We start from the raw sequence: 23,214 nt of genomic DNA on the forward strand, positions 1-23,214 counted from the left end.
CCCCGGCGCAGGTCCCACATACCGCGCCCTCGGCCTGATCAGCTTCCCGAACTGCAATTGCTCGCTGGCGTGCGCGATCCAGCCGACGCTGCGGGCCATGGCGAACAGAGCGAGCTCGCTGCCGGCGGGCAGGCGCAGCGCGTGCACCAGCACCGCGAGCGCATAGTCGATATTGACGAATTCGCCGGTCGCTTCCGCGATCCGCTCCGGCACCTCGCGCGTGAATTTTCGCGGCGCGCCGGCGCGGGAGAGCGCATTCAGCAGCGATTGCGCGCGGGGATCGCCGCGCTTGTAGACGCCATGGCCAAAGCCGGCAAAACGTTCGCCGAGCGCGACGCGCTCACGCACCATCGGGGCGACGTCGCGATCGATCAGGGTCTTGACGAGCTGCGAGGCCAGCACGCTCGCGCCGCCATGTTTGGGCCCCTTCAATGAGGCGAGACCGGCGATGACGGCATCGTAGAGATTGAGGCCGGTCGAGGCGGCGCAGCGCGCGGTGAAGGTCGAGGCGTTCAACTCATGATCGGCGAGCAGCACCAGCGCGCGGCGGATCAGATCGGGCGCGTGCTTGTTGTCCGCCGCCCAGGCTCTCGCGATCTGCTGATGCAGCGGCTCGGCCGAGGGTTCGGCATTGAGCATGGTCGCGACCAGCAGCCGGACGATCCGTCCGCCGACCATGGCGCGGCCGTCGGGCGCGCGGGTGAACGCACGGGGATCGACGCTCGCGGCCAGCGCGAGCACGGCGATGGCGCGGTCGATCGGCGCGGCCCGGCGTGCGGCTTGCCCGATCGTGCGCATCTCTTCGGAGAGCGCGGGCTGATTGTCCGGAGCGAACGGGTCGACGTCGGAGACGTCCCAGAGCAGCGTTGCGGTGTGCTCCAGCGTGTCGTTCTCGGCGAGATCGACGCAATTGACGCCGCGATAGATCGCCCCCTCTTCGGTGATGGTGGAGATCTCGGTGTCCATGACCGGCAGGTCGGCGTCGAAGCTGCGCAGGCCGCGCGGCTCCGGCGACGGCACCCGGCGCTCCTTCAGCGCGCGGACGTCCTCGGCACGGTAGCGGTTTTTTCGCGAGTCCTGCGTCGGCTCGGAGCGGATCAGGCCGCGGCTGACATAGGCGTAGAGCGTGGCCGGCGAGATCGCGAGCTCGGCGGCGGCTTCCCGGGCGGAGAGGTAGAGCCCCTCGGAATTTTTCATATTGATTTATGTAATCAAGATTGATCAATCTGTCGAGAGGCCCGAAATTTTCCTTGGTGCAACGCAAAGGGAGATTTGGGCCATGAACATCCACCTCACCAAAAGCCAGATCGGGCTGGACGGCGTTCCCGCGGCCGAGACCGTGCTGAGCCATGTCGACGGCGAACGCGGCGAACTGATCATCGCCGGCGAGCATGTCGGCCGCCTCGCCGCTATCTCGAGTTTTGAGGGCGTCACCGCCCGGCTCTGGAACGGCGCCAGCAAGACCACCCTCACAGAGGCCAATGTGCGGGCGAGCCTCGGCCTTGCGCGCGAGCGCGCCTTCGCGCGGCTACCGGACCTGCTGCCGGCGACGCGCGGCATGGGCGTCATCGACGGGTTTCGCGCGGCGGTCGCGGGGCTGCGTGCGGAGAACGGGCTGGAGCACGAGGCAACGATCGTCGGCGCATTTCCGGTGATCGCAGGCGCGCTGGTCCGGCGCGCCAAGGGGCTCGAGCCGGTCACGCCGGATCCCAATGTCAGCCATGCTGCCGATACGCTTCGGATGGTGCACGGGCGCGCGCCTGAAACACGCGAAGTCACCGCACTCGATGCCTATCTCGTCACCGCCAGCGACCACGGCATGAATGCCTCGACCTTTACCGCGCGCGTGGTGGCTTCGACGCAAGCCGATCTGTTTGCCGCGGTGACCGCGGGCTATTGCGCGCTCACGGGCCCGCTGCATGGCGGCGCGCCTGAGCCGGTGCTGGAAATGTTGGACGCGATCGGCTCGCGCGAACGCATCCAGCCCTGGGTGGATGCGGCGCTGGCCCGCGGCGAACGGATGATGGGCTTTGGCCACCGCGTCTACCGCGTGCGCGATCCGCGCGCCGATGTGCTCAAGACCGCAGTCGAGGCGCTGGCGTCCAACGGCACCGATTTGCCCTTCGCCGGCGAGGTCGAGGCCTACGTCCGCGCCGCCTTGCGCAAGAAGAATCCGGAGCGGCCGCTGGAAACCAATGTCGAGTTCTTCACCGCCATCCTGCTCGATGCGCTCGCGATCCCGAGGCAGGCGTTCACGCCGATCTTCGCAGTGGCGCGCGCCGCAGGCTGGACCGCGCATGCCCGCGAGCAGCAGCGGACCGGGCGGTTGATCCGGCCGAGTTCGTCGTATGTGGGGGCGATGCCGGAGGAATGATGAAGTAGCCCGGATGGAGCAAAGCGCAATCCGGGAAAGCCGTCGTTGTGTGAGAAGGCCCCGGATTACGCTAACGCTCCATCCGGGCTACGGGGCGGCGCCCCGCACTCCGCTGTCGTCCCTGCGAAAGCAGGGACCCATACCGCGTGATTTATCGGTGAAAGACAGGTGTGAGTACCGCGGGAAGACTATTTCACTACGAGTCTTCGCCAAACTGCTCCCTGGGGTTATGGGTCCCGGATCTGCGCTGCGCTTGTCCGGGACGACACGGAGGGATTGGCGCCGAGGCGCCCTCGCACCTACACAGCGCGCGCGAGGCCCCTACGCCTCGCGCACCACCGTCTTCAGATAATTATACGCCTTGATGATCTCGATCAGGCGATCTTCCGTCGAGCGGTCGCCGCCGTTGGCGTCGGGGTGGTGCTGCTTGACCAGCGCCTTGTACTTGGTCTTGACGTCGGCGAGCGTGGAATCGGGGCCGAGGCCCATGACCTGGAGCGCCTTGCGCTCGGCGTTCATGACCTTGCGCGTCTCGGCCTTGGGCTGAGCGTCCGGGCCCTTCCGCCAGCCGGCGCGGCCGTTGATCTCACTGAACATGCTGAACGGATCGGCCGCCATATCGATCTCGGCTTCCGCACCCTTCTTGCCGCCATTGGCGCCCATCTTCCAGGTCGGGCGGTGGCCGGTCAGCGCATCCTTCTGATAGCGCGCGACGGCATCGGCATTCATGCCGGAGAAGAAATTGTAGTTCTGGTTGTACTCGCGCACATGGTTCAGGCAGAAGTGCCAGTACTCGCGCTGGTTTTCACGGCCTTTCGGCGCGCGATGCGCGCCCTTGTTCTGGCATCCGGCCCATTCGCAACCGACCGCGGTGTCGCGCGGCTTCACTTCCGGCTGCTTGCCCCGCGGCTTCACGCGGATGGAGTCGAAGAACTTTGATGAATCGATCGGCATGGCTGACTTTGACTACGCAATGCAAAAACCTTCAAGTCTTGACATTGCAATTAGCTGCTAACCCCGGCAATTGACGGGGCTTGATGACGCGCTTTAATGGCACTCATGGTTATGAAAGACACTATCAGCAACAAGTTGCAGGAAGCTTTCACGCCCGAAAGCCTCGAGGTCGTCGACGAGTCACATCTGCATGAAGGCCACGCCGGCCATCGGCCCGGCGGTGAGACGCACTTCCGTGTGTATATCGTGTCTCAAGCCTTCAAAGGGAAGAGCCGGGTCGAGCGCCACCGCATGATAAATTCGGCGCTGGCCGCGGAACTCTCCGGCAGCGTGCACGCGCTGGCGATCCAGGCGAAGGCGCCGGGGGAAGGCTGACTTCGCTTACCCTCCAGGGGAGGGTAAGAAAATCAGAACGACGTCCCGGCCCTTCGCGGCTTGACCTCTTCCAGCTCGGACTCGCGCGCTACCGGTGAAATACGGAGCGCGGTGATACGGTTGCGTTCGCGGCGGAGGACGCGGAAGCGGAAGCCGTGGAAGGTGAAGCTCTGGCCGCGGTCGGGAATCGAGCGCGCCTCGTGAATGACGAGGCCCGCCACCGTCGTTGCCTCTTCGTCAGGCAGACGCCAGTCCAGCGCACGGTTGAGATCGCGGATCGGCACCGAGCCGTCGACCACGACGGAGCCGTCGGGCTGGCGCCTTACGCCGGCGACCACCACGTCGTGCTCGTCGGAGATGTCGCCGACGATCTCCTCCAAAATGTCTTCCAGCGTCACGAGGCCTTCAACCTCGCCATACTCGTCGACGACGAGCGCGAAATGGGTCTTGCGGCGACGGAACGCCTTGAGCTGCTGGGATATTGGCCGCATTTCCGGCACGAACCAGGGCGGCAGCATGATGGTGGTGACGTCGATGCGCGAGGTATCACCTTCCGAGACGCGGATGGCCCGCAACAGATCCTTGGCGTGCAGGATGCCGATGATGTTCTCCGACTTGTCGCGCCACAGCGGAATGCGGGTGTATTCGGTGGCCAGCACCTCCCGCACCAGCTCTTCCGGCGGCAGGTCGGCATTGATCATCACCATGGCGGTGCGGTGAACCATCACGTCGGACACGGTGAGCTCGCCGAGGCGGAAGACGTTGTGAATGTATTCGGCCTCGCCGCTCTCGATCTTGCCGTGCACCGCGGATTCCTCGACCAGGCCCTCGATCTCGGAATCCGTCAGGATCTCGTGCTGCGAAAACTCCTGGACGCCGATCAGACGCAGGATCGCGCCCGACGCCGTGTTGAGACACCAGCTCAGCGGATAGAACACAAGGTAGGAGGCATGAAGCGGATAGGCGATCCACTGCGACACCGGCATCGGCTCCCTGATCGCCAGCGTCTTCGGCACCTGCTCGCCGATGATGATGTGCAGGGAGGAGAAAACCAGGAACCCCGCCACGAACGAGGTGAAGTGCAGCGTGGCCTCCGATAGTCCGAGCGGCTGGAGGATCGGGCTCAGCAGCGCAGACACGGTCGGCTCGCCGATCCAGCCAAGACCGAGCGAGGCCATGGTGATGCCGAGCTGGCAGCAGGCGAGATAGGATTCGATGTTCCCCATCATGGTCTGCAACAGGCGCGCGCCGAAGCGGTTCTGCTCCACCATGGCCTTGACGCGGAAGCCGCGGCTCTTCACGAGCGCAAACTCGGCTGCCACGTAAAACGCGTTGGCGGCGAGCAGGAGGACCGCAAGCAGCAGATTGATCGAGATCGAGCTCATGTTTGCCTCGCGACCGCCTTGATCATCCGCGCCTCATTGCGGGCGGCCGATCCAGACGATCCCGCCATCACTGCGATAATTTCGACTTCAGGAAGTCCCGCACCGGGGCCGGCTCGACATCCTTCGCGATCACCGCGCGCCCGACGGCCTCCAGCAGGATGAAGGTGAGCTTGCCGCGCGTGACCTTCTTGTCCTGCGCCATCAGGGCCATCAGCGCATCGGCATCGGCAAGCCCCTCCTGCGCAAAACCCGCGATGTCCTGCAGGCGCGTCGGCAGGCCGGCTTCGATCAGATGCCGCTCGACGCGCGCCGCGGCCTGCTCGCCGATCATGCCGAGCTTTGCCGAGAATTGCGCCGCCAGCGTCATGCCGATGGCAACGCCTTCGCCGTGGAACAGGCGGTCGGAGAAGCCGGTCGCAGCTTCCAGCGCGTGACCGAAGGTATGGCCGAGATTGAGCAGCGCGCGCTCGCCGGTCTCGCGCTCGTCGCGCGAGACGACGCCGGCCTTGGCGCGGCAGGAGGTCGCGATCGCGTGCTCGCGCGCCGAGCCGCCCTTGAAGATGTCGGAATGGTTCTTTTCCAGCCAGGTGAAAAAGGCCTCGTCGCCGAGCACGCCGTATTTGGCGACCTCGGCATAGCCGGCGCGGAACTGCCGCGGCGACAGCGTGTCGAGCACGGCGGTGTCGGCGACGACGAGCACCGGCTGGTGGAACGCGCCGAGCAAGTTCTTGCCCTGCGGCGAGTTGATGCCGGTCTTGCCGCCGACGGATGAATCGACCTGCGCCAGCAGCGAGGTCGGCACCTGCACGAAATCGACACCGCGGCGCAGGATCGCCGCGGCAAAGCCGGCGAGATCGCCGACCACGCCGCCGCCGAGCGCGATGACGAGGTCGTTGCGCTCGATCTTGGCGGCGATCAGGGCTTCGCTGACTTTTTCGAGGCCGGCATAGGTCTTGGAGATCTCGCCTTCCTCGACGACGACGCGCGAGGTCGGGATGCCGCTGGCGGCAAGCGAGGCCTCGGCGGGCTCGAGCCAGTGCTTGGCCACCGTGCGATCCGTCACGATCGCGGTGCGCACGCCGGGACGCAAGGCGGCGATCCGTTCGCCGAGCGAGGACAGCACGCCGCGGCCGATGACGATGTCATAGGCGCGATTCCCCAGCGCGACGTCGACGTTGACAGGGTCGGAATGTTTCAACGGCGCAGTCATCGTATGGCACTCGCAACGTCGGCAGGTGGTTGGGTGGCTTGCTCACCACAGAGATGCGCGCGCAGCGCCTCGATGGTCTCCTCGACGATCTTGTCGTGCGGCACGTCGCGCGAGGCGATGGTGAGATCGGCATGGCCGTAGACCGGCTCGCGCTCGGTGAGCAGGCGCGTCACGGTTCCCTCGGGGTCGGCGGTCTGGAGCAGCGGGCGGTCGGCACGGCGCCGCACCCGGCGCATGATGACGTCGTGGTCCGCCTTGAGCCAGATCGAAACCGCCTTCGCGGCGATGCGCGCGCGGGTCTCCTCGCGCATGAAGGCGCCGCCGCCGGTCGCCAGCACCACCGGCCCGCTGTCGAGCAGCCGTGCAATCACCCGCGCCTCGCCGTCACGGAAATACGGCTCACCATGGCGCTCGAAGATCTCCGGGATGGTCATCTGGGCCGATGTCTCGATCTCAGTGTCGGCATCGACGAAGGGCAGCTTGAGCCTGCTAGCCATGCGGCGGCCGATGGTGGATTTACCCACCCCCATCATACCGACGAGCACGATCGCGCGCGCCCCGAGCGCCGACAGGATGTCGGCTTCGGGCGAAGCTGGTATCGGCAACGCGGCGTCGGACATCAATATTGCTCTGGATCTCGCTCTGGATCTCGCTCGATCTGCCGCCAAAGGCGGCATGCTTTGGCCACCTATACGACCCCGCAGGGGGCCTCGCCAGTGGACTCTTGCCACGAAACGGCGAACATGTTGGATGATTTCATTGGTTAATTTGCCCGCCAAGTCCCTGACCGCCAAAGTCCCTGCAGAGACCCCAGAACGATGCCCAGCCTGTTCCGCTTCCTGACGGTCGTCGCCGTGATCGCCGGCATCGTCTATGGCGTGGTCTTCGCACTGGCCAATTTCGTCAGTCCCAAGTCGCGGGAAATGACGGTGACGATCCCGCCGGACAAGTTTCTCAAGAAATAAACGTTGGTTGCACGCGTCAGGCGCCCTGCGAACTTCGCGTCAGGGCGAGGCGCAGCAGGCGCAAGAACAGCTGCGTATCTTCGAGAAGATTCTGGCCCGCGGCCTGCGCCTCCTTGATGCCTTCCATCGCCGCCACGATGATGCCGGCGAGGTCTGTCGGTGAGGCCTTCAAAGCGTCCAAGGTGATCGCATTCCGCGCTTGCGCATCGGCCAGTGCGCCAGCAAGCAAAGCCACCAACCGGGCGCGCGCGGCCAGCGTGATGTCCTTGGCCAGCGTCATATTGGCGTCGAACAGCTCTGCTGCGTCCGCGCTGCCGGCGAACGGCACGATCAAATCGCGCTGGAACGCTGCAATCGCCAGCTCGATCCGGCTGAACACGTCGCCGTCGCCGGCGAGCGCGGCTTCGACGCTGCGCATCGTCTTGGCATGCGCCCGCTCCGACCCCGCCCGAAACAATTCCTCCTTGCTGCCAAAGCTCAAATAGAGCGCCGCGCGCGAGATGCCCGCCGCCCGCGCGATGTCGGCCATCGACGTCTTGCGGAAGCCGTGGCGGACGAACACCGGCAATGCCGCCTCGAGAATTGCTCCGGCCTTGTGATCGCTGTCTTTCATCGAGACATATTGACAGCTTGGGTCCAATTCGTCAAAAACGATTAGACAACTACAGTCTAATTGTCTAATTTGACTTGACCGGAGTTCAAGAGCTTGAAAAATCAACTGGATTCTCAACTTCCTCAACCGACCGCCACGGTCCTGGTGACTGGCATCGGCGGATTTCTCGGCGGCCATGTCGCCAGCCAGCTGCTGGCGAGCGGCTATCGCGTGCGCGGAACCGTCCGCAGTCTGCACGCCCGGGACCGGATCCGGAGCCAGATTTGCGCGACCGCGCCTGCCGCCGCCGGTGCGCTCAGTTTTGCCCAGACGGATCTTTGCTCCGACGACGGATGGGACGACGCGCTGAAGGGCTGTCGCTATGTCATTCATACGGCCTCGCCATTTCCGGCGGGATTGCCTGACAGCGCAGACGAGCTGATCCAGACCGCGCGCGACGGTGCGCTACGCGTGTTGCGCGCGGCCCATGACGCCGGAGTTGCACGCGTGGTGCTGACATCCTCGATTGCCGCCACCAATCACGGTAGCGGCCGGCCTCCCTACACCGAGAACGATTGGACTGATCCGACCAGCGCGCGGGCGACGCCCTACTACAAATCGAAAACCCTGGCCGAGCAGGCCGCGTGGAGCTTTGCGCGGAACAGCGGGCTCGATCTGTGCGTGATCAATCCCGGCATGATCTTCGGACCGCTGCTCGGCCCGCAATATGGCACGTCCGTCGGACTGATCCAGCAGATGATGAGTGGCAAGTTGAAGCGTGTGCCGCGCTTTGGCTTTGCGGTCGTGGACGTGCGCGACGTGGCCGACGCCCATATCCGCGCGATGACCTGTCCTGATGCCGCCGGAGAGCGCTTCATCGTCGGCGGAGGTTTTTTCTGGTTGGGGGACTTGGCCGCGGTGCTGGCGAAATCGTTCCCGGCTTATGCGGCCCTGTTGCCGCGCGGGGACTTGCCGAACTGGATGGTGAGAGCGCTGGCCCCGTTCAGCGGGCGCTCGCGCATGATCGTGCATGAGCTCGACCGCGACCTCAGCGTCAGCGCCGCCAAGGCGCATCGCGTGCTGAACTGGCAACCACGGCCTGACGAGGATTGCATCCGGGCCAGCGCCCAAAGCCTGATCGACCATCGCTTGATCGCCACGCCGTAGGACGGCTGGACCCCTCGCCCACTCTTGCAGAACTGGAGAACCACCAATGACGACGCACGCGACCGACACGGACTCACCGCAAGCCGAGCACATCCGCAACACCGAACGGGCCCGGCTGCGCGCGCTGGTCGAGGGAGACATTGCGCAGGCGGAGCCGCTTCATGCGCCGGAATTTCAGTTGATAACGCCGATCGGCATGCCGCTCTCCAAGGGCGAATATCTGGGTGCGATCCAGAGCGGGCAGATCCAGTACGTGATGTGGGAACCCGGCGCGATCGCAGTCCGCCAGCAGGATGATCACGCCGTGATCCGATATCGCGCCAGGCTGGAGATCGTTTTTGCTGGCCACCGCGTTGCCCCTGCGGACTATTGGCATACCGACACTTACGAGCACCGCGAGGGGCGTTGGATGGTGGTCTGGTCGCAGGCGACGGCGATCAGCGAAATGGCCTAGAATTTCGAAAAGAGCGTTCGGGCCCGCTCCACATTGCTGGTGAGTTTCTCAAGAAATAGGAGCTAGCCTCCTGGGCATGCCTACCCAGCCCTCAGATGCCAAGCTTACCGGCCTGTTCCTCGACATGCTCGCGGCGGAACAGGGCGCCGGGCCTAATACGCTCGACGCCTATCGCCGCGACCTCACCGATTTCTCGGAGTTTTTGGGCCGCGTCGGGCACAGCTTTGCCGACGCCGAGACGCAAAATTTGCGCGACTATCTCGCCGATCTCGATGCCCGCGGCTTCAAATCCACTAGCGTCGCGCGGCGGCTGTCGGCGATGCGGCATCTCTACCGCTTCCTCCTCAACGAGCGCATCCGAGCTGAGGATCCCGCCGCGATCCTGTCCGGTCCCAAGCGCGGCCGCGGCCTGCCGAAGGTGCTGTCGATCTCGGACGTCGACCGCATGCTCCGCCGCGCCAAGGAATTGAGCGAGGCGGAGGATGCCTCGCCCGCGAAGCGGCTGCGCGCCTTGCGGCTGTATTGCCTGCTCGAGGTGCTCTACGCCACGGGCCTGCGCGTCTCCGAGCTGGTGGCGCTGCCGCGCTCGGCGGCCAAGCGCGACGCCCGCATGATCGTGGTGCGCGGCAAGGGCAACAAGGAACGCCTGGTGCCGCTCAACGAGGCCTCGCGCCAGGCGATGGCGGATTATCTCGCGGCGACGGAGGCTGCGAAGGGCGACAAGAAGAACAGCCTCGCCGCTTCCAAGTGGCTGTTCCCCTCGTTCGGCGAGAGCGGACATCTGACGCGCCAGCACTTTGCCCGCGACCTCAAGGAGCTCGCGGTCGCCTCGGGCCTGCAGGCGCGGCTGGTCTCCCCGCACGTGCTGCGCCATGCCTTTGCCAGCCACCTCCTGCACAATGGTGCCGATTTGCGCATCGTGCAGACCCTGCTCGGCCACACCGACATCTCGACCACGCAGATTTACACCCATGTGGTGGAGGAGCGGCTGAAGAGCCTGGTGCGCGACCTGCACCCGCTGGCGGAGAAGTAACTGTCGTCCCTGCCTAGGGCGCACTTGCGCCCGGGCGCAGGGACCCATACCGCGTGATCTATCCGCGAGGGGTGGTGCGAGTACCTCGGGAAGGCCGCTTCACTGCCAGCCTCCGCCAAACTTCTCCCTGTGGTTATGGGTCCCCGCGTTCGCGGGGACGACAGCAGGGACCGAAACCGCCTTGACTTCGGCCACTTCTCCGCAGAAAGAGCCGGGGCCTTCGCATGATTTGACGGGCCCGCTCGCAACACACAGGTCAACTCATTGAAGAGGTTACACTTCTTTCCGCCGGTCTAAATCCGCTTCGCCGCCTCGCCCCGTCCTCCCTATATTGAGTTGATGCAAGACCAGATGCGCAGCTATCTCGACTTCGAAAAGCCCGTCGCCGAGCTCGACTCCAAGGTCGACGAGCTCCGGACGCTGGCGGCCTCCGGCACCGACATCTCCGATGAGATCGGGCGGATCGAGGACAAGGCGGCGCAGGCGCTGGCCGACCTCTATCAGAACCTGACGCCGTGGCAGAAGACGCTGGTCGCGCGACATCCGCAGCGGCCGCATTTCAACGACTTCATCAAGGGCCTGATCACCGAATTCACCCCGCTCGCCGGCGACCGCAAGTTCGGCGAGGACGAGGCTTTGGTCGCCGGCTTCGGCCGTTTCCGCGGCGAGGCGATCTGCGTGATGGGCCAGGAAAAGGGCGATTCCACCGAGAGCCGCATCAAGCACAATTTCGGCATGGCGCGCCCCGAAGGCTATCGCAAATGCGTGCGGCTGATGGAGATGGCCGAGCGGTTCGGCCTGCCGGTGCTGTCGCTCGCCGATTCCGCCGGCGCCTATCCCGGCATCGGCGCCGAGGAGCGCGGCCAGGCCGAAGCGATCGCGCGCTCGACCGATGCCTGCATGGCGCTGACGGTGCCGAACGTCGCCATCATCACCGGCGAGGGCATGTCGGGCGGCGCCATTGCGATTACCACCGCCAACAAGGTGCTGATGCTGGAGCACGCGATCTACAGCGTGATCTCGCCGGAAGCGGCGTCCTCGATCCTCTGGCGTGACGGCACCAAGGCCCAGGAAGCCGCCAACAACATGAAGATCACCGCCCAGGACATGCTCCGCTTCGGGGTGATCGACAGCATCCTGAAGGAGCCGGTCGGCGGCGCCCACCGCGACCCCGCCGCCATGATCGCCACCACCGGCGATGCCATCGCCAAGGCCTTCGACGAGCTGCGCGGCCTGGACGGGGATGCCATCCGCAAGCAGCGGCGGCAGAAATTCCTCGATATCGGACGGAAACTGGGCTGATTCGGGCGGGTTTTGGTGTCCCGGACGCGGTGCGGCACGAAGTGACGCTCCGCAGAGCCGGGACCCAGGAGGCCCCAGAGTACGACCGAAGCCTAGGCCCCGGCTCAGCAGCGCACCGCCAAGAGGCGCTGCGCAGCGTCCGGGGCACGAGGGACCACCCCCAGTAACCGCCCGTTAACCCTTTTTTTGCCCAAATCAGCGATCTGAGTCCCAGTCGGGCCGAAAAGCCCAAGTTCCGTCCCAACTCGCGTCCATTCAGTCTTCGTTGACCATGCCGATGGGCCAACGGGCTCGTGATCCCCGCTCGGGTTGCGACCACATGACCCAGAGGTTAGAATTTTAATCAATGGCTTCAGGGCATAAGCGCTGGGGCGTGAGCTGAAAAAGCCCGTCACGACGGGCCCGGTTCTCCGGTCGGATCATGCTCCATCAGAATTGGGGTTCGCGCTCTCTGCCCGGCACGGTGTGGGGTCCATCTTGATTTCTCGTTCGCTTGCTCGCGCGCTTTTGGCTTCGGTCGCGCTGATGACGGCCAGCATCCTGCTGGCCGGCTGCGATACCGACCAGGTCTCGCTCGCGACCAACGCCAAGGCCAACCAGCCGGTGCCGCCGAAGCTTCTCGCCGCGATGGTCGAGAAGGACATGGACCTGCAATCGCCGATCCTGGTCCGCCTGTTCAAGCAGGAGGCCGAGCTCGAGGTCTGGAAGCAGGCCCGCAACGGCCAGTTCGCGCTGCTCAAGACCTATCCGATCTGCCGCTGGTCCGGCGACCTCGGACCGAAGGTGCGCGAAGGCGACCGCCAGGCGCCGGAGGGATTCTACTCGATCAATCCGAGCCAGATGAATCCGCAATCGGCCTATTACCTCTCGTTCAACACCGGCTATCCGAACGCGTTCGACAAGGCGCTGGGCCGCACCGGCTCGCAGCTGATGGTGCATGGCGACTGTTCTTCGCGCGGCTGCTACGCAATGACCGACGAGCAGATCGCGGAGATCTATTCGCTCGGCCGCGAATCCTTCTTCGGCGGCCAGAAGGCGTTCCAGCTGCAGGCCTATCCGTTCAAGATGACGCCGGTGAACATGGCCAAGCACCGGAACAATCCGAACATGCCGTTCTGGAAGATGATCAAGGAAGGCTATGATCATTTCGAGGTGACGCGGCAGGAGCCGAAGGTCGATTTCTGCGAGAAGAAGTACGTCTTCGACGCGGCGAAGCCCGCGGACGCAAAGCGCGATCCGGTGTTCGACGCCTCGGCAAAGTGCCCGGCCTATGTGATCCCCGAGGACGTCGTCGCCGCCGTGCGGGGCAAGCAAGCCAAGGACGAGGCGGAATACGCCAAGCTGGTCGCCAAGGGCACGCCGGTGGCGCGCATGAACACCGGCATCGACGGCGGCATGAACAAGATCTTTGCCGCAAAAATTCCGGAAGGCTCGACCGGCCTGTCCGAAGGTGCCGAAGGCACCACGCTGCAGATGCTGGCGATGGCGAAGGCGCCGGGCACGATCCCCGGCCACGTCAATCCGCCCAAGCCGAACCTCGACAGCGCGGCGTCCGCGCCTGCGCCGCAGGAAGAGCCGGTGGTCGCCGTCAGCGCACCCGCGAGCAGCACGCGCGTCGCCACGGCCGCGCCGACGAACGAGAAATCCGGCGGCTTCTTCTCCAACCTCGGCCGCAAGATGGGCATGGGCTCATCCGACACCACCGCGACCACCCCACCGCCGCAAGCCACCGCATCCGTGGCCCCGGCCACCACGACCACGCCGCCGACCGCAGCGTCGCGGCTGAAGGCCGCCGTGACCCGGTTCGTACCGGGACATGACAAGTCCAAGGAAGCGCCGAAGCCGGCTGCGACCGTGGCCGCCAAGCCCGCCGAACCGGCAAAGCAGCCCGACACCCGCCTCGCCGCAACGCGCCCGGCGCTGAAGCCGTCGGTGAGCGATGGTGCGAGTGAAGCGACGCAAATCATGGGCGCCGCGCCGGTGGTGTCGTCGAACTCGTTCGACAGCCGCTTTGGGGCGGTGAAGTAAGCGGCGGCCGGAGCCGCGCTTTCCTCGATATAGCCGAGCTGACACCGTCATTATCCGCGGAGGCGGAGGATGCTCGCTGCTGCGCTCCCAGTGCCAACCTTGCGCCCGATTGATCCCCTGATACGCTTCGGGTTCGAGAGGCAGAAGCTTGGACCCCGAGCAGATCGAAGGCATTGCAGGAACGCCTTGGACGGAGACTGAAATCTCCGCCGTGGTCGACAGCTATTTCCGAATGCTGGCCTCCGAAAAGGCGGGTATCGCCTACAGCAAGGCAGACAATTGGCGGCGTCTCATGACGACCGTCCGTCGATCCAAAGGATCAATCGAACGCAAGCTCCAGAACATCTCTGCAGTTCTGGACGTATTGGGCGCGCAGTGGATCAACGGTTACAAGCCACTGGCGCACTATCAGGATGCGCTAGTGCCGGCTGTCGAACGCAATATTCGGCGCGAGCCAAACTTTCTATATCCGGCGAGTACAGATACGCAACCGCTAGCACTGAACGACGACACGATCTTCGTTGCTCCCCCACAGTTCACCGATTTGGATAAAGTGCTGCCGCCTGCGATCCGCCAACTTGTCGGAAAGTTTGATCCTGCGGAGAGAGATGCCAGAAATCGCGACTTGGGGAAGGCCGGAGAGAAGTTTGTCGTAGAATTCGAGCGCATTCGCCTCCGACAAGCTGGACGTGAAGATCTCGCCGACGACGTTCGGTGGGTTTCCGATCTGGACGGAGACGGCTACGGGTACGATGTCCGTTCCTTTGAACCCGATGGGCAAGAGCGGCTACTGGAGATCAAGACGACGTGCGGGCACGAACGCACGCCATTTTGGCTCACCAAACGCGAAGTCGACGTTGCTGCGGAGAGAAGAGACAGATATCGAGTCCGGCGCGTCTTTCACTTTCGGAACCACGCGCAGATGTTCGAAATCGCTCCACCGCTTGAGGATGCGCTCTTCATGACGCCAACCACATACTCTGCGGAACCAAGATAATCTTTCCCAAGCTCCACCCTTCGGATAACAATAATTCTCTTTACCCGAACCGCGACACACACCCTATACTCCCTCGCCATCTCATCCCTCCGGAAGGGGCGGGTCGCGATCGTCACGGTTCGTGGGATGAGTTGCGGTGGACGCGGGCGGTGTTGGCGCCAGATGCGGTCGCAGGGCGGGGTCTCCTCGTGAGCGATCAGCGGGCGCGGTACGACAGGCCGGCCGCGTACGGCAAAATCGTGTGGTCCTGGCGTCCGCAGGCTGGCGTCAAGTCTCCGCGGTGGTGTGCGTGCCCGACCGGGTTGCGCACATCAGCGATCTGCGAGGCGACGGGGGCAATAGTGCATCGCTCCCCGGGGAGAGCGCGACATAAGCCGTAAACCCACTGCGCAGGGAAGGCCGGTTATCGGGCTGCACCTGTGTCTCCCCTGTGAGCGTCTATCCACGCATCATTGCACAGGGGCTTGCGGGTGCCAGCCGGTACCCGGCCTTCCCTGCGCCCTTCCGATTCGAAGGGCGCCAGAAGCGAAGCAAAACCCGAGCGCTGGGCGCTGCGGGATCGCGATGTCGTGTGGGCTGTTTGACAGTTGAATCGAGGATGGCGCTCCAATCTCCGCCGTCATTCCCCGCGAAAGCGGGGAATCCAGTATTCCAGAGACGGGTGTAGTTCAGTCGAGAGGCCGCGGCGTACTGGATGCCCCGCTTTCGCGGAGCATGACAGCTGAGGTCGGTGCGGGAGCGGCGCGCTTCACGCGCCTCCTACGGCGCCAGATACCGCATCAGCTCCGGATTGCCCCGCACCTCGCCCGCCTCTCCCTGCAGCGCGACCCTGCCGCGGTCGAGCACGTAGGCGTAGTCGGCGACGCGGAGCGCGAGGTCGAGGTGCTGCTCGACGATGATGACGGCGATGCTCTTGGCAAGCTCGATCAGGCGTTCGGTGATTTCCTCGATGACGCCGATCCAGACGCCTTCGGTCGGCTCGTCCAGCAGCAGCAGCTTTGGATCGCCCAGCATGGCGCGGCCGATCGCCAGCATCTTGCGTTCGCCGCCGGACAGCGTGCCGGCGGGCTGGTCGAGGCGCTGGCCGAGCTTCGGGAAGATGGTCAGCACCTGGTCGACCGCGTCTGCCTTCTTGCTCGCGAGCGAGCCGACGGCGAGATTGTCGCGCACCGACAGGCGCGCGAACACCGAATGCTCCTGCGGCACATAGCCGATGCCGGCGCGCACGCGCTCCTGGGTGGCACGGCGGCTGATGTCGCGGCCGTCGAAGGCGACCTCGCCCTTCCACGCCGGCAACTCGCCGACGATGGTCTTCATCAGCGTGGTCTTGCCGGCGCCGTTGCGCCCGAGCACGGCGACGCCGCCGCGCCAGGGAATGCCGAGGGTGACGTCGAACAGCACCTGGCTGCGGCCATAGCCGGCGTCGAGATGTCTGATGTCCAAAAATTCAGGCACGGCGCAGATAAATCTCCTGAACGGCCTTGTTGGCCTGGATCTCGGACACCGTGCCTGACGCCAGCACCCTGCCCTGGTCGAGCACGGTGAGGCGATCGCAGATGTCGCGGATGAAATCGAGGTCGTGCTCGACGATGACGAGCGAGCAATGCTGCTTGATCGGCTGCAGCAGTTCGCCGGTGACGCGGCGTTCCTCGAGACTCATGCCGCCGGTCGGCTCGTCGAGCAGCAGCAATTTCGGCTTGCCGGCGAGCGCCATCGCGATCTCCAGCCATTGCTGCTGGCCGTGCGACAGCGCCGCTGCGGCCTCGAAGGCGCGATTCGCGAGGCGGAACTGCGTCAGCATGGTCATGACCTGATCGTGCAGCGCGCCTCGGGTGCGCGAGAATACGAGGTCGACGAGCGAGGACTGCGCCTGCAGCGCGAGCAGGATGTTGTCGTACAACGTCAGCGACGGCAGCACGCTGGTGATCTGGAATTTCAGGCTCATGCCGGCACGGGCGCGCTCGGTCGGAGTGAACGCGGTGATGTCGGTATTGACGAACGACACCTTGCCCTGCGTCGGCACCTCGGCGCCGGCGATGCACTTCATCAGCGTGCTCTTGCCGGAGCCGTTCGGGCCGATCAGGCCGTGGAATTCGTTGGCACCGACGGTGAGCGCGGCGCCGTCGAGCGCGGTGAGCTTGCCGAAGATTTTCGTGATGCCGGCGGCCTCAAGGAGCATCGCGATTCTCCTTGACGCTCTCCTTGGCCCTGGCACCGAAGCTGCCGACCCGCTCGCGCTCCCCAAGCACGAAGCTGATCAGGCCAAGCGGGCGGAACAGGATGACGAGCAGCAGCAACAAGCCCAGTATGATCGGCCAGATATCGCGATAATTGTCCGAGAGCCAGAAGCTGACGCCCTCAACGATGACGGCCCCGATAACGGCGCCGATCAGCGTGCCGGAGCCGCCGAACAGCACATAGAGCACCACTTGCGTCGAGACGACGACGCCGACCATGTTGGGCCAGACGAAGCCTTCGTGGAAGGCATAGAGGCTGCCGGCAAGCCCGGCAACGCCGCCACCGATGGTGAAGATGATCGCCTTCAGATGCTGCGCCTTGTAGCCGAAGAAGGCGATGCGCTGCTCGTTCTCGCGCAGGCCGGCGAGCGCAAGGCCGAACTGCGAGCGCACCAGGAAGCGGCAGAGCAGATAGACCACGACGAGGATGCCGAGCACGAGATAATAGAAGGCCGGCCCTTCCGTGAACTCGTAAGTCCCGAGCGACATCGGCGCGATCGAGGGGATGCCGTTCTGGCCGCCGAGATAATACCAGCCGCGCGCGAGACGATCGGCGGCGTAGGAGCCGGTCAGCGTACCGAGCGAGACGAAGATCACGCTGGAAGGGTGCCGGCCCAGCAGCAGGAAGCCGCCGAGCAGCAGCGCGAAGGTGAGGCCGATGATGGTGCCCGCCGGCAGCACCAGGAAAATGTTGGTGATATCGAGGTCGCGCGCGAGCAGCGCCACGCCATAGCCGGCCGAGCCGAAGAACAGGGCCTGGCCGAAGCTCATGATGCCGGCATAGCCCCAGACCAGATCGAACGACAGCGCGAACAGCGCGAGGATGATCACGCGCGTCGCGAACACCGTGAGATAGTCCTGCAGCAGCAGCGGCGCGAGCAGCGCCGCGACCAGCACGACGCCCTCGACGATCGGCAGCACCTTTCGCGCCGACGCTCGCTTCGCCGTCCCGCCGCTATCCATGACGACGTCCGCCTCCCCGCCGATCTCGGCGGGGATCGCCCGTTTCACTGCGCCCATCGACTTCAGCATTCCAACTCAGCATTCCTTGGGATCGACGAGGCCGTTGCTGCGCCCGACGATCTCGTAGTTTCCGCCTTTGGCGACCGCGGTGTACATCTTCATCTTGCAGTGCCGCTTGCCCGGCACCATCTCGGCAGGCCCGCCCGGACCTTCGGCGATCTTGGCGTGGTCGAGCGCGGCGGCAACAGACTCGCGGTCGACCTTGCCGGCCTCCTTCACCGCGGCCTCCCACAGCTTCAGGCCGCGATAGGTGCCGGTCGCCGCACTGCCGGCGGCGAACAGGAAGTTGCCGGGGAAATCCTTCTCGTAGGCCGCCTGGATTTTGGCGTCGAACGGGTTCTCCTTGGTCAGCACCTTGAAGTAATCGAGGCAGCTGGCGAGTCCCTCGATCTCCGCGGCCTGATTGATGTTGAGCGTGTTCTCGTCATAGTAGACGCAGGCGAGCCGTCCGCCGTTCTTGAGGAAGCCGGCTTCATAGAGCTGCTTGAAGAACGGGCCGACGCCCGGCGGGATGACGGTGTTGAAGACCACGTCGACCTTGTTGGAGATGATGCGGTTGACGGTCGCGGAGAAATCGACCTGGTCGAGCGGGTAGTATTCCTCGAACACGACCTCGCCGCCATTCGCCTCGATCACCTTGCGGGCGTAGACATTGAGCGTGTGCGGCCAGACATAATTGGCGCTGGGCAGCGCGAATTTCTTGCCGCCGTTCTTGATCAGCCAGGGAATGAACTCGTCGCATTGCTGCGCCGGCGTCGGACCGGTGCAGAACAGATAGGGCGTGCACTCCTTGCCCTCGTAGAGCTGCGGATAGATGTAGAGCGTTTTGCCGCGGGCCACGATGGGGTCCTTGATCGCGTTGCGCATCGAGGAGGTGATGCCGCCGAGCACCATGTCGACCTTGTCGCGCTGGATCAGCTTGCGGACATTGCCGACGGCGACGGATTCATTGGAAGCGGTGTCCTCGATGTAGAGCTCGAGCGGACGGCCGAGCAGACCGCCGGCGGCGTTGATCTCCTTGATCACCATCTTGGCGACGTTGGCGTCGGCATTGCCGGCATAGGCGATCGGGCCGGTGAGATCGGTGGCGATGCCGACCTTGATCGGTGCTTCGGCGGCATTGGCCCAAGGCGCCGGGATCACCCAGCTGCCGACCCCGGTTGCGACCGCGCCGGAGGCAAAGGCGAAATTGGAGAGGAAGCGGCGACGTGAGAGCTGAGTGCGATCGAACATGACTAAACCCCTTTTCCAGCGATGAGGCCCTGTGGGCGGAATTTGATGAAGACAATGGCAAGGACGAAGACGAGCACGTCGGCGACGACGGGCGCCATCACCCAGGGCAGCGCAGCGCTGAGCGTGCCGATGACGCCGGCCCCCGCGACCGGCCCGATGAAGGAGCCGACACCGCCGACCATGACCGCGACGAAACCCTGGATCAGGAAACGCAGGCCGAGGTCGGCGTAGAGGCTGAACACCGGCACGATCAGCGCTCCGGCGAGACCGGCGAGCGCGGAGCCGAACGCGAAGGTGGCGCCGTACATCAGGGGCGTGGAAATGCCCGAGGCGCGCGCCAGCGATGGATTCTCGAGCGTGGCGCGCATGCGCAGACCAAAGTTGGTGCGGGATAGCAGGAGATAGCAGCCGGCCATCACCAGGAGCGTGATGACGATGATGGTGAAGCGCCAGGCCGAGATGTGCATGGCGCCGATATCGATCGAACCGCCGATCGGCTCGGGCACGGTGAGATAAAAGCCGCCGATCAGGCCGCGCACGGATTCGCGGATGATCAGGCCTAGCGCGTAGGTGCCGAGCATGGCGACGATCGGCGCGGCGTAGAATCTCCGGATGATCAGCGCCTCCAGCACGAAGCCGAGCGCGCCGACCACGAAAGGCGCCGCGACCATGCCGGCCCAGATCGGCAGGCCCTTGGCGTAGGCGAGATAGGTGATGTAGGCCCCGAGCAGGACGAACTCGCCCTGCGCGAAGTTGAAGATGCCCATCATGCTGGCGATGATCCCGAGCCCCAGCACGATCAGGACGATGATCGCGCCAAAGCTCAGGATCTCGAACGCTGCGACGAACGCGTTAGCCATGCGTGGCGTTTCCGTCGAGCTGCATCAGTGCCTCACATCTTCTTCCAGTCGCCGATCTGCTCGAAGGCGTGCGCGGCGCGGTAGATGGTGGATTCCTCGAACATCCGGCCGGCCAGCATCAGCCCGACGGGCAGGCCATCGACCATGCCGCAGGGCAGCGACATCGCGGGATGATGGGTGATGTCGAACGGCGCGGTGTTGGAGATCATCTCCAGCGCGCGGGCGACGTATTCCTCGCGGCTGGCATTGGGCTCCGGCAGCTTGGTCGCCTTCATCGGCGTGGTCGGCATCAGCAGCAGATCGTAGTCCCCGAACGCCTTATCGTAGGCCGCGGTCAGCCGGCGCGAGATGTTGAGCGCCTTGCCGTAGAAGCGTGGACCGAAATTGTTGTTGATGTAGGTGCCGAGCATCATGAACAATTTCGTGGTCTCCGACAGCGAATCGGCCTGGCGGCGCCAGCCGCGATGGAAATCCATCAGCGAGGTCGAATAGAGATCGCCGCGGGACAGGCCGTAGCCGTCGCCGAACATCATGGTCTGGGTCAGGCCTTCGGTGCCGATCGGGGTCCAGATCGCGCCGCCCAGGAGATGCATCGGGATCGACACCGTCTCGACGGTCGCGCCGAGATCCTTGAAGCGCTTTGCCGCTTCGCGCACGCTTTCATTCACCGCGGCCTCGGCCGTCGGCTGCTCAAAGCCCTCCTTGACGATGCCGATCTTCATGCCCTTGACGCCTTGGCCGAGCGCCTTGGTGTATTCCTCGACCTTCGGGGACTTGATGCGCGGATCGTAGCCGTCGTCGCCGGCGAGCACTTCGAGCAGCAGCGCGTTGTCGGCGACCGTCGCCGTCATCGGCCCGGTATGGTCGACATAGATCTCGATCGGCATGATCCCGGTGTAGGGCACGAGACCCCAGGTCGGCTTCATGCCGTAGATGCCGCAGAACGAGGCGGGCATGCGGATCGAGCCGCCCTGATCGCCGCCGATCGCCATGTCGACCTCGCCCAGCGAGACCACGACGCCCGAGCCCGACGACGACCCGCCGGCCGAGTAGCCCATCTTGTGCGGATTATGCACCGGCCCGTAGGAGCCGGTGTGGCTGCCGCCGGACAGGCAGAAGTGCTCGCAATGCACCTTGCCGGCGATCTCGGCGCCGGCATCCAGCATGCGCGTGACGATGGTGGCGTCGAAATCGGGCACATAGCCTTCCAGCGTCGACGAACCATTGGTCATGGGAACGCCGGCCAGCATGATGTTGTCCTTCAGCGCGACGGTCTTGCCCTTGAGCTTGCCGCTGGCGGCGCCCTTCACGGTCGACTTGCGATACCAGGCATTGCGCGGGTTCTCTTCAGCCGAGGGGCGATAGCCCGGGGTGCGCGGATATTTCACCTCGGGCAGTTCGTCCGGCATCGCGGCGACGAGATTGTAGGCCTCGATCGAGCCCTGCATCAGGCCACGGAACGAGGTGACGTCGTCATCGGTGAGCGAAAGGCCGCATTGCTCGGCGACACTTCGAAGTTGGGCGGGGGTGGGAAGGACAACTGTCACGGCGCTCTCCTCTGAGGCTTCTTGATCCCTGGCGTTGGACGGAGTCTCGCGGTCGCGCTTGCACAAGCGCGGCCCGTTCGGCGTCGATATTACAGACGGAAATATTTTCCTTTTCAAGTATTATTTCGCAAAGCCGCTGCGACGTATCAACAGCCGCCTCTCAAAGCGTCTTGATGATCTTGAAGTCGAGACCGTCGGCTTCAGCGAGGTACATCGGCATCTCGGCGCGCCCGTCGCGAAGAACCACGGGACCGCGGCCCGCCGAGTAAACGGTGTTGCGTGCGGCCTTCAGCAGCGGACGAAAGGCCAGCGAGCCGGCACGGTTGGCCACCGACTCCAGGAACCGCAATCCCTCATAATTCGACTGGCCGACCGAGCCGACCGGCGGCGCGTGCGGGCCGAACATGGCCTGGTAGCCACTGAGGAACTCGTCATTGGCACGCGAGGCCATGCAGTTGAAATAGCCGGAGGCGCAGAACAAATTCTCGGTGTTGTCGGCGCCGATGCCGAGCAGCACGGTCTCGTCCATCGCGCCGGCAAGCCGCAGCGTCGACGTCGCAAGGCCGGCTTCCGCGAAGGCGCGGTTGAAGGTGATGCTGTCGGTGCCGATCAGCGAGATCAGCACGACATCGGGCTTGGCGGCGCGGATGCGTGCCAGATGCGGCTCGTGATTGTCCTCGCCGACCGGGACGAATTCCTCGCCGACGACCTGGCCGCCGGCCTCCTTGATGTAGCGCTTCACCGCGCGATGCGACTGCCAGGGCCAGACATAGTCGCTGCCGATCAGGTACCAGCGCGCCGCCTTCTTGACGTCCGCGAGCCAGTGGATCGACGGCCGGCTCTGCCAGCGCGGCGTCTCGCCGATCGCCATCACGCCCGGCGTGCGTTCGCCGCCTTCATAGACGGGAGTGTAGATGTAGGGGATGCGGTTGCCGGTGACCTTGCGCAGGGCAACACGGACGGCGCTGATATGCGAGCCCATGATCAGGTCGACCTCGTCGAAGGCGATCGCCTGCTCGGCGCGTTGCACGACGTCTTCGATCGGGCCGCCGGAATCGTAGATCGAGAGCTCGAGCTCGCGCCCCAATATGCCGCCGCGCTTGTTGATCTCGGCGACCGCCAGCATGGCGCTGTTGGTGGAGGTCGGGCCCCAGATTCCGGGCGAGCCGGTGAAAGTGAGGAAATTGCCGATGCGCAGCTTGTTGCGGGCGCCGCGGCGTTTCATGATGTGGATGTCAAATGGCGACAGGTCGAAATCCGCTGCCGCGGACGACAGATTCCTGAACAGCAAAGACGGTGGCAACGCCGGACCGCCATGAGCCGGGAAGTTTACCGTCGCGCGCACGCCAACTCCTGTCTGGCACCAGACCTGAAAGCACATTGAGCAGGCGGCCGCGGCTTCCGCCCTTTTGTTGTGCAATGATCCTATTTTGAAAATATTGAATATTCAAGAATTGAAGTGCATATAGATGCAGCAT

22 protein-coding genes are annotated in these 23,214 nt (G+C 64.7%); 9 read left to right on the forward strand and 13 right to left on the reverse strand.

From position 1 onward, the window contains the following. On the reverse strand, positions 1–1,197 hold a 1,197-nt coding region (locus CV770_RS32140), incomplete at its 3' end, for a citrate synthase family protein (protein WP_104465210.1). An 82-nt stretch (positions 1,198–1,279) separates the two neighbouring features. Here CV770_RS32140 and CV770_RS32145 point away from each other — a divergent pair. After that, a complete protein-coding gene (locus tag CV770_RS32145; RefSeq protein WP_104465211.1) occupies positions 1,280–2,374 on the forward strand; it encodes a citrate synthase/methylcitrate synthase in 1,095 nt (364 codons plus the stop codon). Between the two features lie 321 nt (positions 2,375–2,695). On the opposite strand, the gene CV770_RS32150 is transcribed toward CV770_RS32145, so the two are convergent. Continuing rightward, on the reverse strand, positions 2,696–3,328 hold the full coding sequence (locus CV770_RS32150; protein WP_018320576.1) for a J domain-containing protein: 633 nt from the start codon (positions 3,326–3,328) through the stop codon (positions 2,696–2,698). Positions 3,329–3,433: 105 nt separating this feature from the next. On the opposite strand from CV770_RS32150, the gene CV770_RS32155 reads away from it, so the two are divergent. Next, positions 3,434–3,703: a BolA family protein gene (locus CV770_RS32155; protein WP_091966112.1), complete on the forward strand. Its 270-nt coding sequence runs from the start codon at positions 3,434–3,436 to the stop codon at positions 3,701–3,703. Between the two features lie 32 nt (positions 3,704–3,735). Here the strand turns inward: CV770_RS32155 and CV770_RS32160 are convergent, their stop codons facing one another. The 3 genes from CV770_RS32160 to CV770_RS32170 all read right to left on the reverse strand — a co-directional run bounded on the left by CV770_RS32160 (position 3,736) and on the right by CV770_RS32170 (position 6,918). Beyond that, positions 3,736–5,088: a hemolysin family protein gene (locus CV770_RS32160; protein ID WP_091966098.1), complete on the reverse strand. Its 1,353-nt coding sequence runs from the start codon at positions 5,086–5,088 to the stop codon at positions 3,736–3,738. A 67-nt stretch (positions 5,089–5,155) separates the two neighbouring features. Then, a complete protein-coding gene (gene aroB, locus CV770_RS32165; RefSeq protein WP_104465212.1) occupies positions 5,156–6,298 on the reverse strand; it encodes a 3-dehydroquinate synthase in 1,143 nt (380 codons plus the stop codon). Continuing rightward, entirely contained in the window at positions 6,295–6,918 is a 624-nt protein-coding gene (locus CV770_RS32170) for a shikimate kinase (RefSeq protein WP_201760134.1), read from the reverse strand. Before CV770_RS32170 ends, aroB begins: the two co-directional genes overlap by 4 nt. Before the next feature lie 198 nt (positions 6,919–7,116). Here CV770_RS32170 and CV770_RS32175 point away from each other — a divergent pair, with 198 nt between their 5' ends. Further along, a complete protein-coding gene (locus CV770_RS32175) occupies positions 7,117–7,263 on the forward strand; it encodes a hypothetical protein (protein ID WP_014439243.1) in 147 nt (48 codons plus the stop codon). A gap of 16 nt (positions 7,264–7,279) precedes the next feature. On the opposite strand, the gene CV770_RS32180 is transcribed toward CV770_RS32175, so the two are convergent. Continuing rightward, positions 7,280–8,053, reverse strand: a complete 774-nt coding sequence (locus tag CV770_RS32180; RefSeq protein WP_245453919.1) for a TetR/AcrR family transcriptional regulator — start codon at positions 8,051–8,053, stop codon at positions 7,280–7,282. Between CV770_RS32180 and CV770_RS32185 the strand changes: the two genes are divergently transcribed. The 6 genes from CV770_RS32185 to CV770_RS32210 all read left to right on the forward strand — a co-directional run bounded on the left by CV770_RS32185 (position 8,021) and on the right by CV770_RS32210 (position 14,836). Next, entirely contained in the window at positions 8,021–9,022 is a 1,002-nt protein-coding gene (locus CV770_RS32185; protein WP_245453920.1) for an SDR family oxidoreductase, read from the forward strand. The two genes, CV770_RS32180 and CV770_RS32185, sit on opposite strands and share 33 nt — an antisense overlap. A gap of 46 nt (positions 9,023–9,068) precedes the next feature. Next, positions 9,069–9,476, forward strand: a complete 408-nt coding sequence (locus CV770_RS32190) for a nuclear transport factor 2 family protein (RefSeq protein WP_104465214.1) — start codon at positions 9,069–9,071, stop codon at positions 9,474–9,476. Between the two features lie 76 nt (positions 9,477–9,552). After that, positions 9,553–10,509, forward strand: a complete 957-nt coding sequence (xerD, locus tag CV770_RS32195; protein WP_104465215.1) for a site-specific tyrosine recombinase XerD — start codon at positions 9,553–9,555, stop codon at positions 10,507–10,509. A 339-nt stretch (positions 10,510–10,848) separates the two neighbouring features. Continuing rightward, the gene (locus tag CV770_RS32200; protein WP_018320570.1) at positions 10,849–11,811 is read left to right on the forward strand and encodes an acetyl-CoA carboxylase carboxyltransferase subunit alpha; all 963 of its coding nucleotides are present in this window, start codon (positions 10,849–10,851) and stop codon (positions 11,809–11,811) included. Between the two features lie 525 nt (positions 11,812–12,336). Further along, positions 12,337–13,839: a L,D-transpeptidase family protein gene (locus tag CV770_RS32205; RefSeq protein WP_201760135.1), complete on the forward strand. Its 1,503-nt coding sequence runs from the start codon at positions 12,337–12,339 to the stop codon at positions 13,837–13,839. Between the two features lie 148 nt (positions 13,840–13,987). Next, positions 13,988–14,836 (forward strand): protein NO VEIN domain-containing protein, encoded by an 849-nt coding sequence (locus tag CV770_RS32210; RefSeq protein WP_091966091.1) that lies wholly within the window; start codon positions 13,988–13,990, stop codon positions 14,834–14,836. Between the two features lie 759 nt (positions 14,837–15,595). On the opposite strand, the gene CV770_RS32215 is transcribed toward CV770_RS32210, so the two are convergent. From CV770_RS32215 to CV770_RS32245, 7 genes are all read right to left on the reverse strand, one after another. Further along, a complete protein-coding gene (locus CV770_RS32215; protein WP_028141879.1) occupies positions 15,596–16,291 on the reverse strand; it encodes a branched-chain amino acid ABC transporter ATP-binding protein in 696 nt (231 codons plus the stop codon). Continuing rightward, positions 16,284–17,015 (reverse strand): ABC transporter ATP-binding protein, encoded by a 732-nt coding sequence (locus tag CV770_RS32220; protein ID WP_091966090.1) that lies wholly within the window; start codon positions 17,013–17,015, stop codon positions 16,284–16,286. Before CV770_RS32220 ends, CV770_RS32215 begins: the two co-directional genes overlap by 8 nt. Then, the gene (locus tag CV770_RS32225; RefSeq protein WP_104465217.1) at positions 17,005–18,105 is read right to left on the reverse strand and encodes a branched-chain amino acid ABC transporter permease; all 1,101 of its coding nucleotides are present in this window, start codon (positions 18,103–18,105) and stop codon (positions 17,005–17,007) included. Before CV770_RS32225 ends, CV770_RS32220 begins: the two co-directional genes overlap by 11 nt. Positions 18,106–18,111: 6 nt before the next feature. After that, positions 18,112–19,329, reverse strand: coding sequence for a substrate-binding protein (locus CV770_RS32230; RefSeq protein WP_104465218.1), 1,218 nt, complete (start codon positions 19,327–19,329; stop codon positions 18,112–18,114). A gap of 2 nt (positions 19,330–19,331) precedes the next feature. Beyond that, on the reverse strand, positions 19,332–20,189 hold the full coding sequence (locus tag CV770_RS32235) for a branched-chain amino acid ABC transporter permease (RefSeq protein WP_028141883.1): 858 nt from the start codon (positions 20,187–20,189) through the stop codon (positions 19,332–19,334). A gap of 32 nt (positions 20,190–20,221) precedes the next feature. Continuing rightward, entirely contained in the window at positions 20,222–21,736 is a 1,515-nt protein-coding gene (locus CV770_RS32240; protein WP_091966110.1) for an amidase, read from the reverse strand. 160 nt (positions 21,737–21,896) lie between these two features. Next, entirely contained in the window at positions 21,897–23,081 is a 1,185-nt protein-coding gene (locus CV770_RS32245) for a substrate-binding domain-containing protein (protein WP_201760136.1), read from the reverse strand. Positions 23,082–23,214: the final 133 nt, after the last annotated feature.

Origin of the sequence: Bradyrhizobium sp. AC87j1, assembly GCF_002936975.1 — a bacterium.
GTDB lineage: Bacteria > Pseudomonadota > Alphaproteobacteria > Rhizobiales > Xanthobacteraceae > Bradyrhizobium > Bradyrhizobium shewense.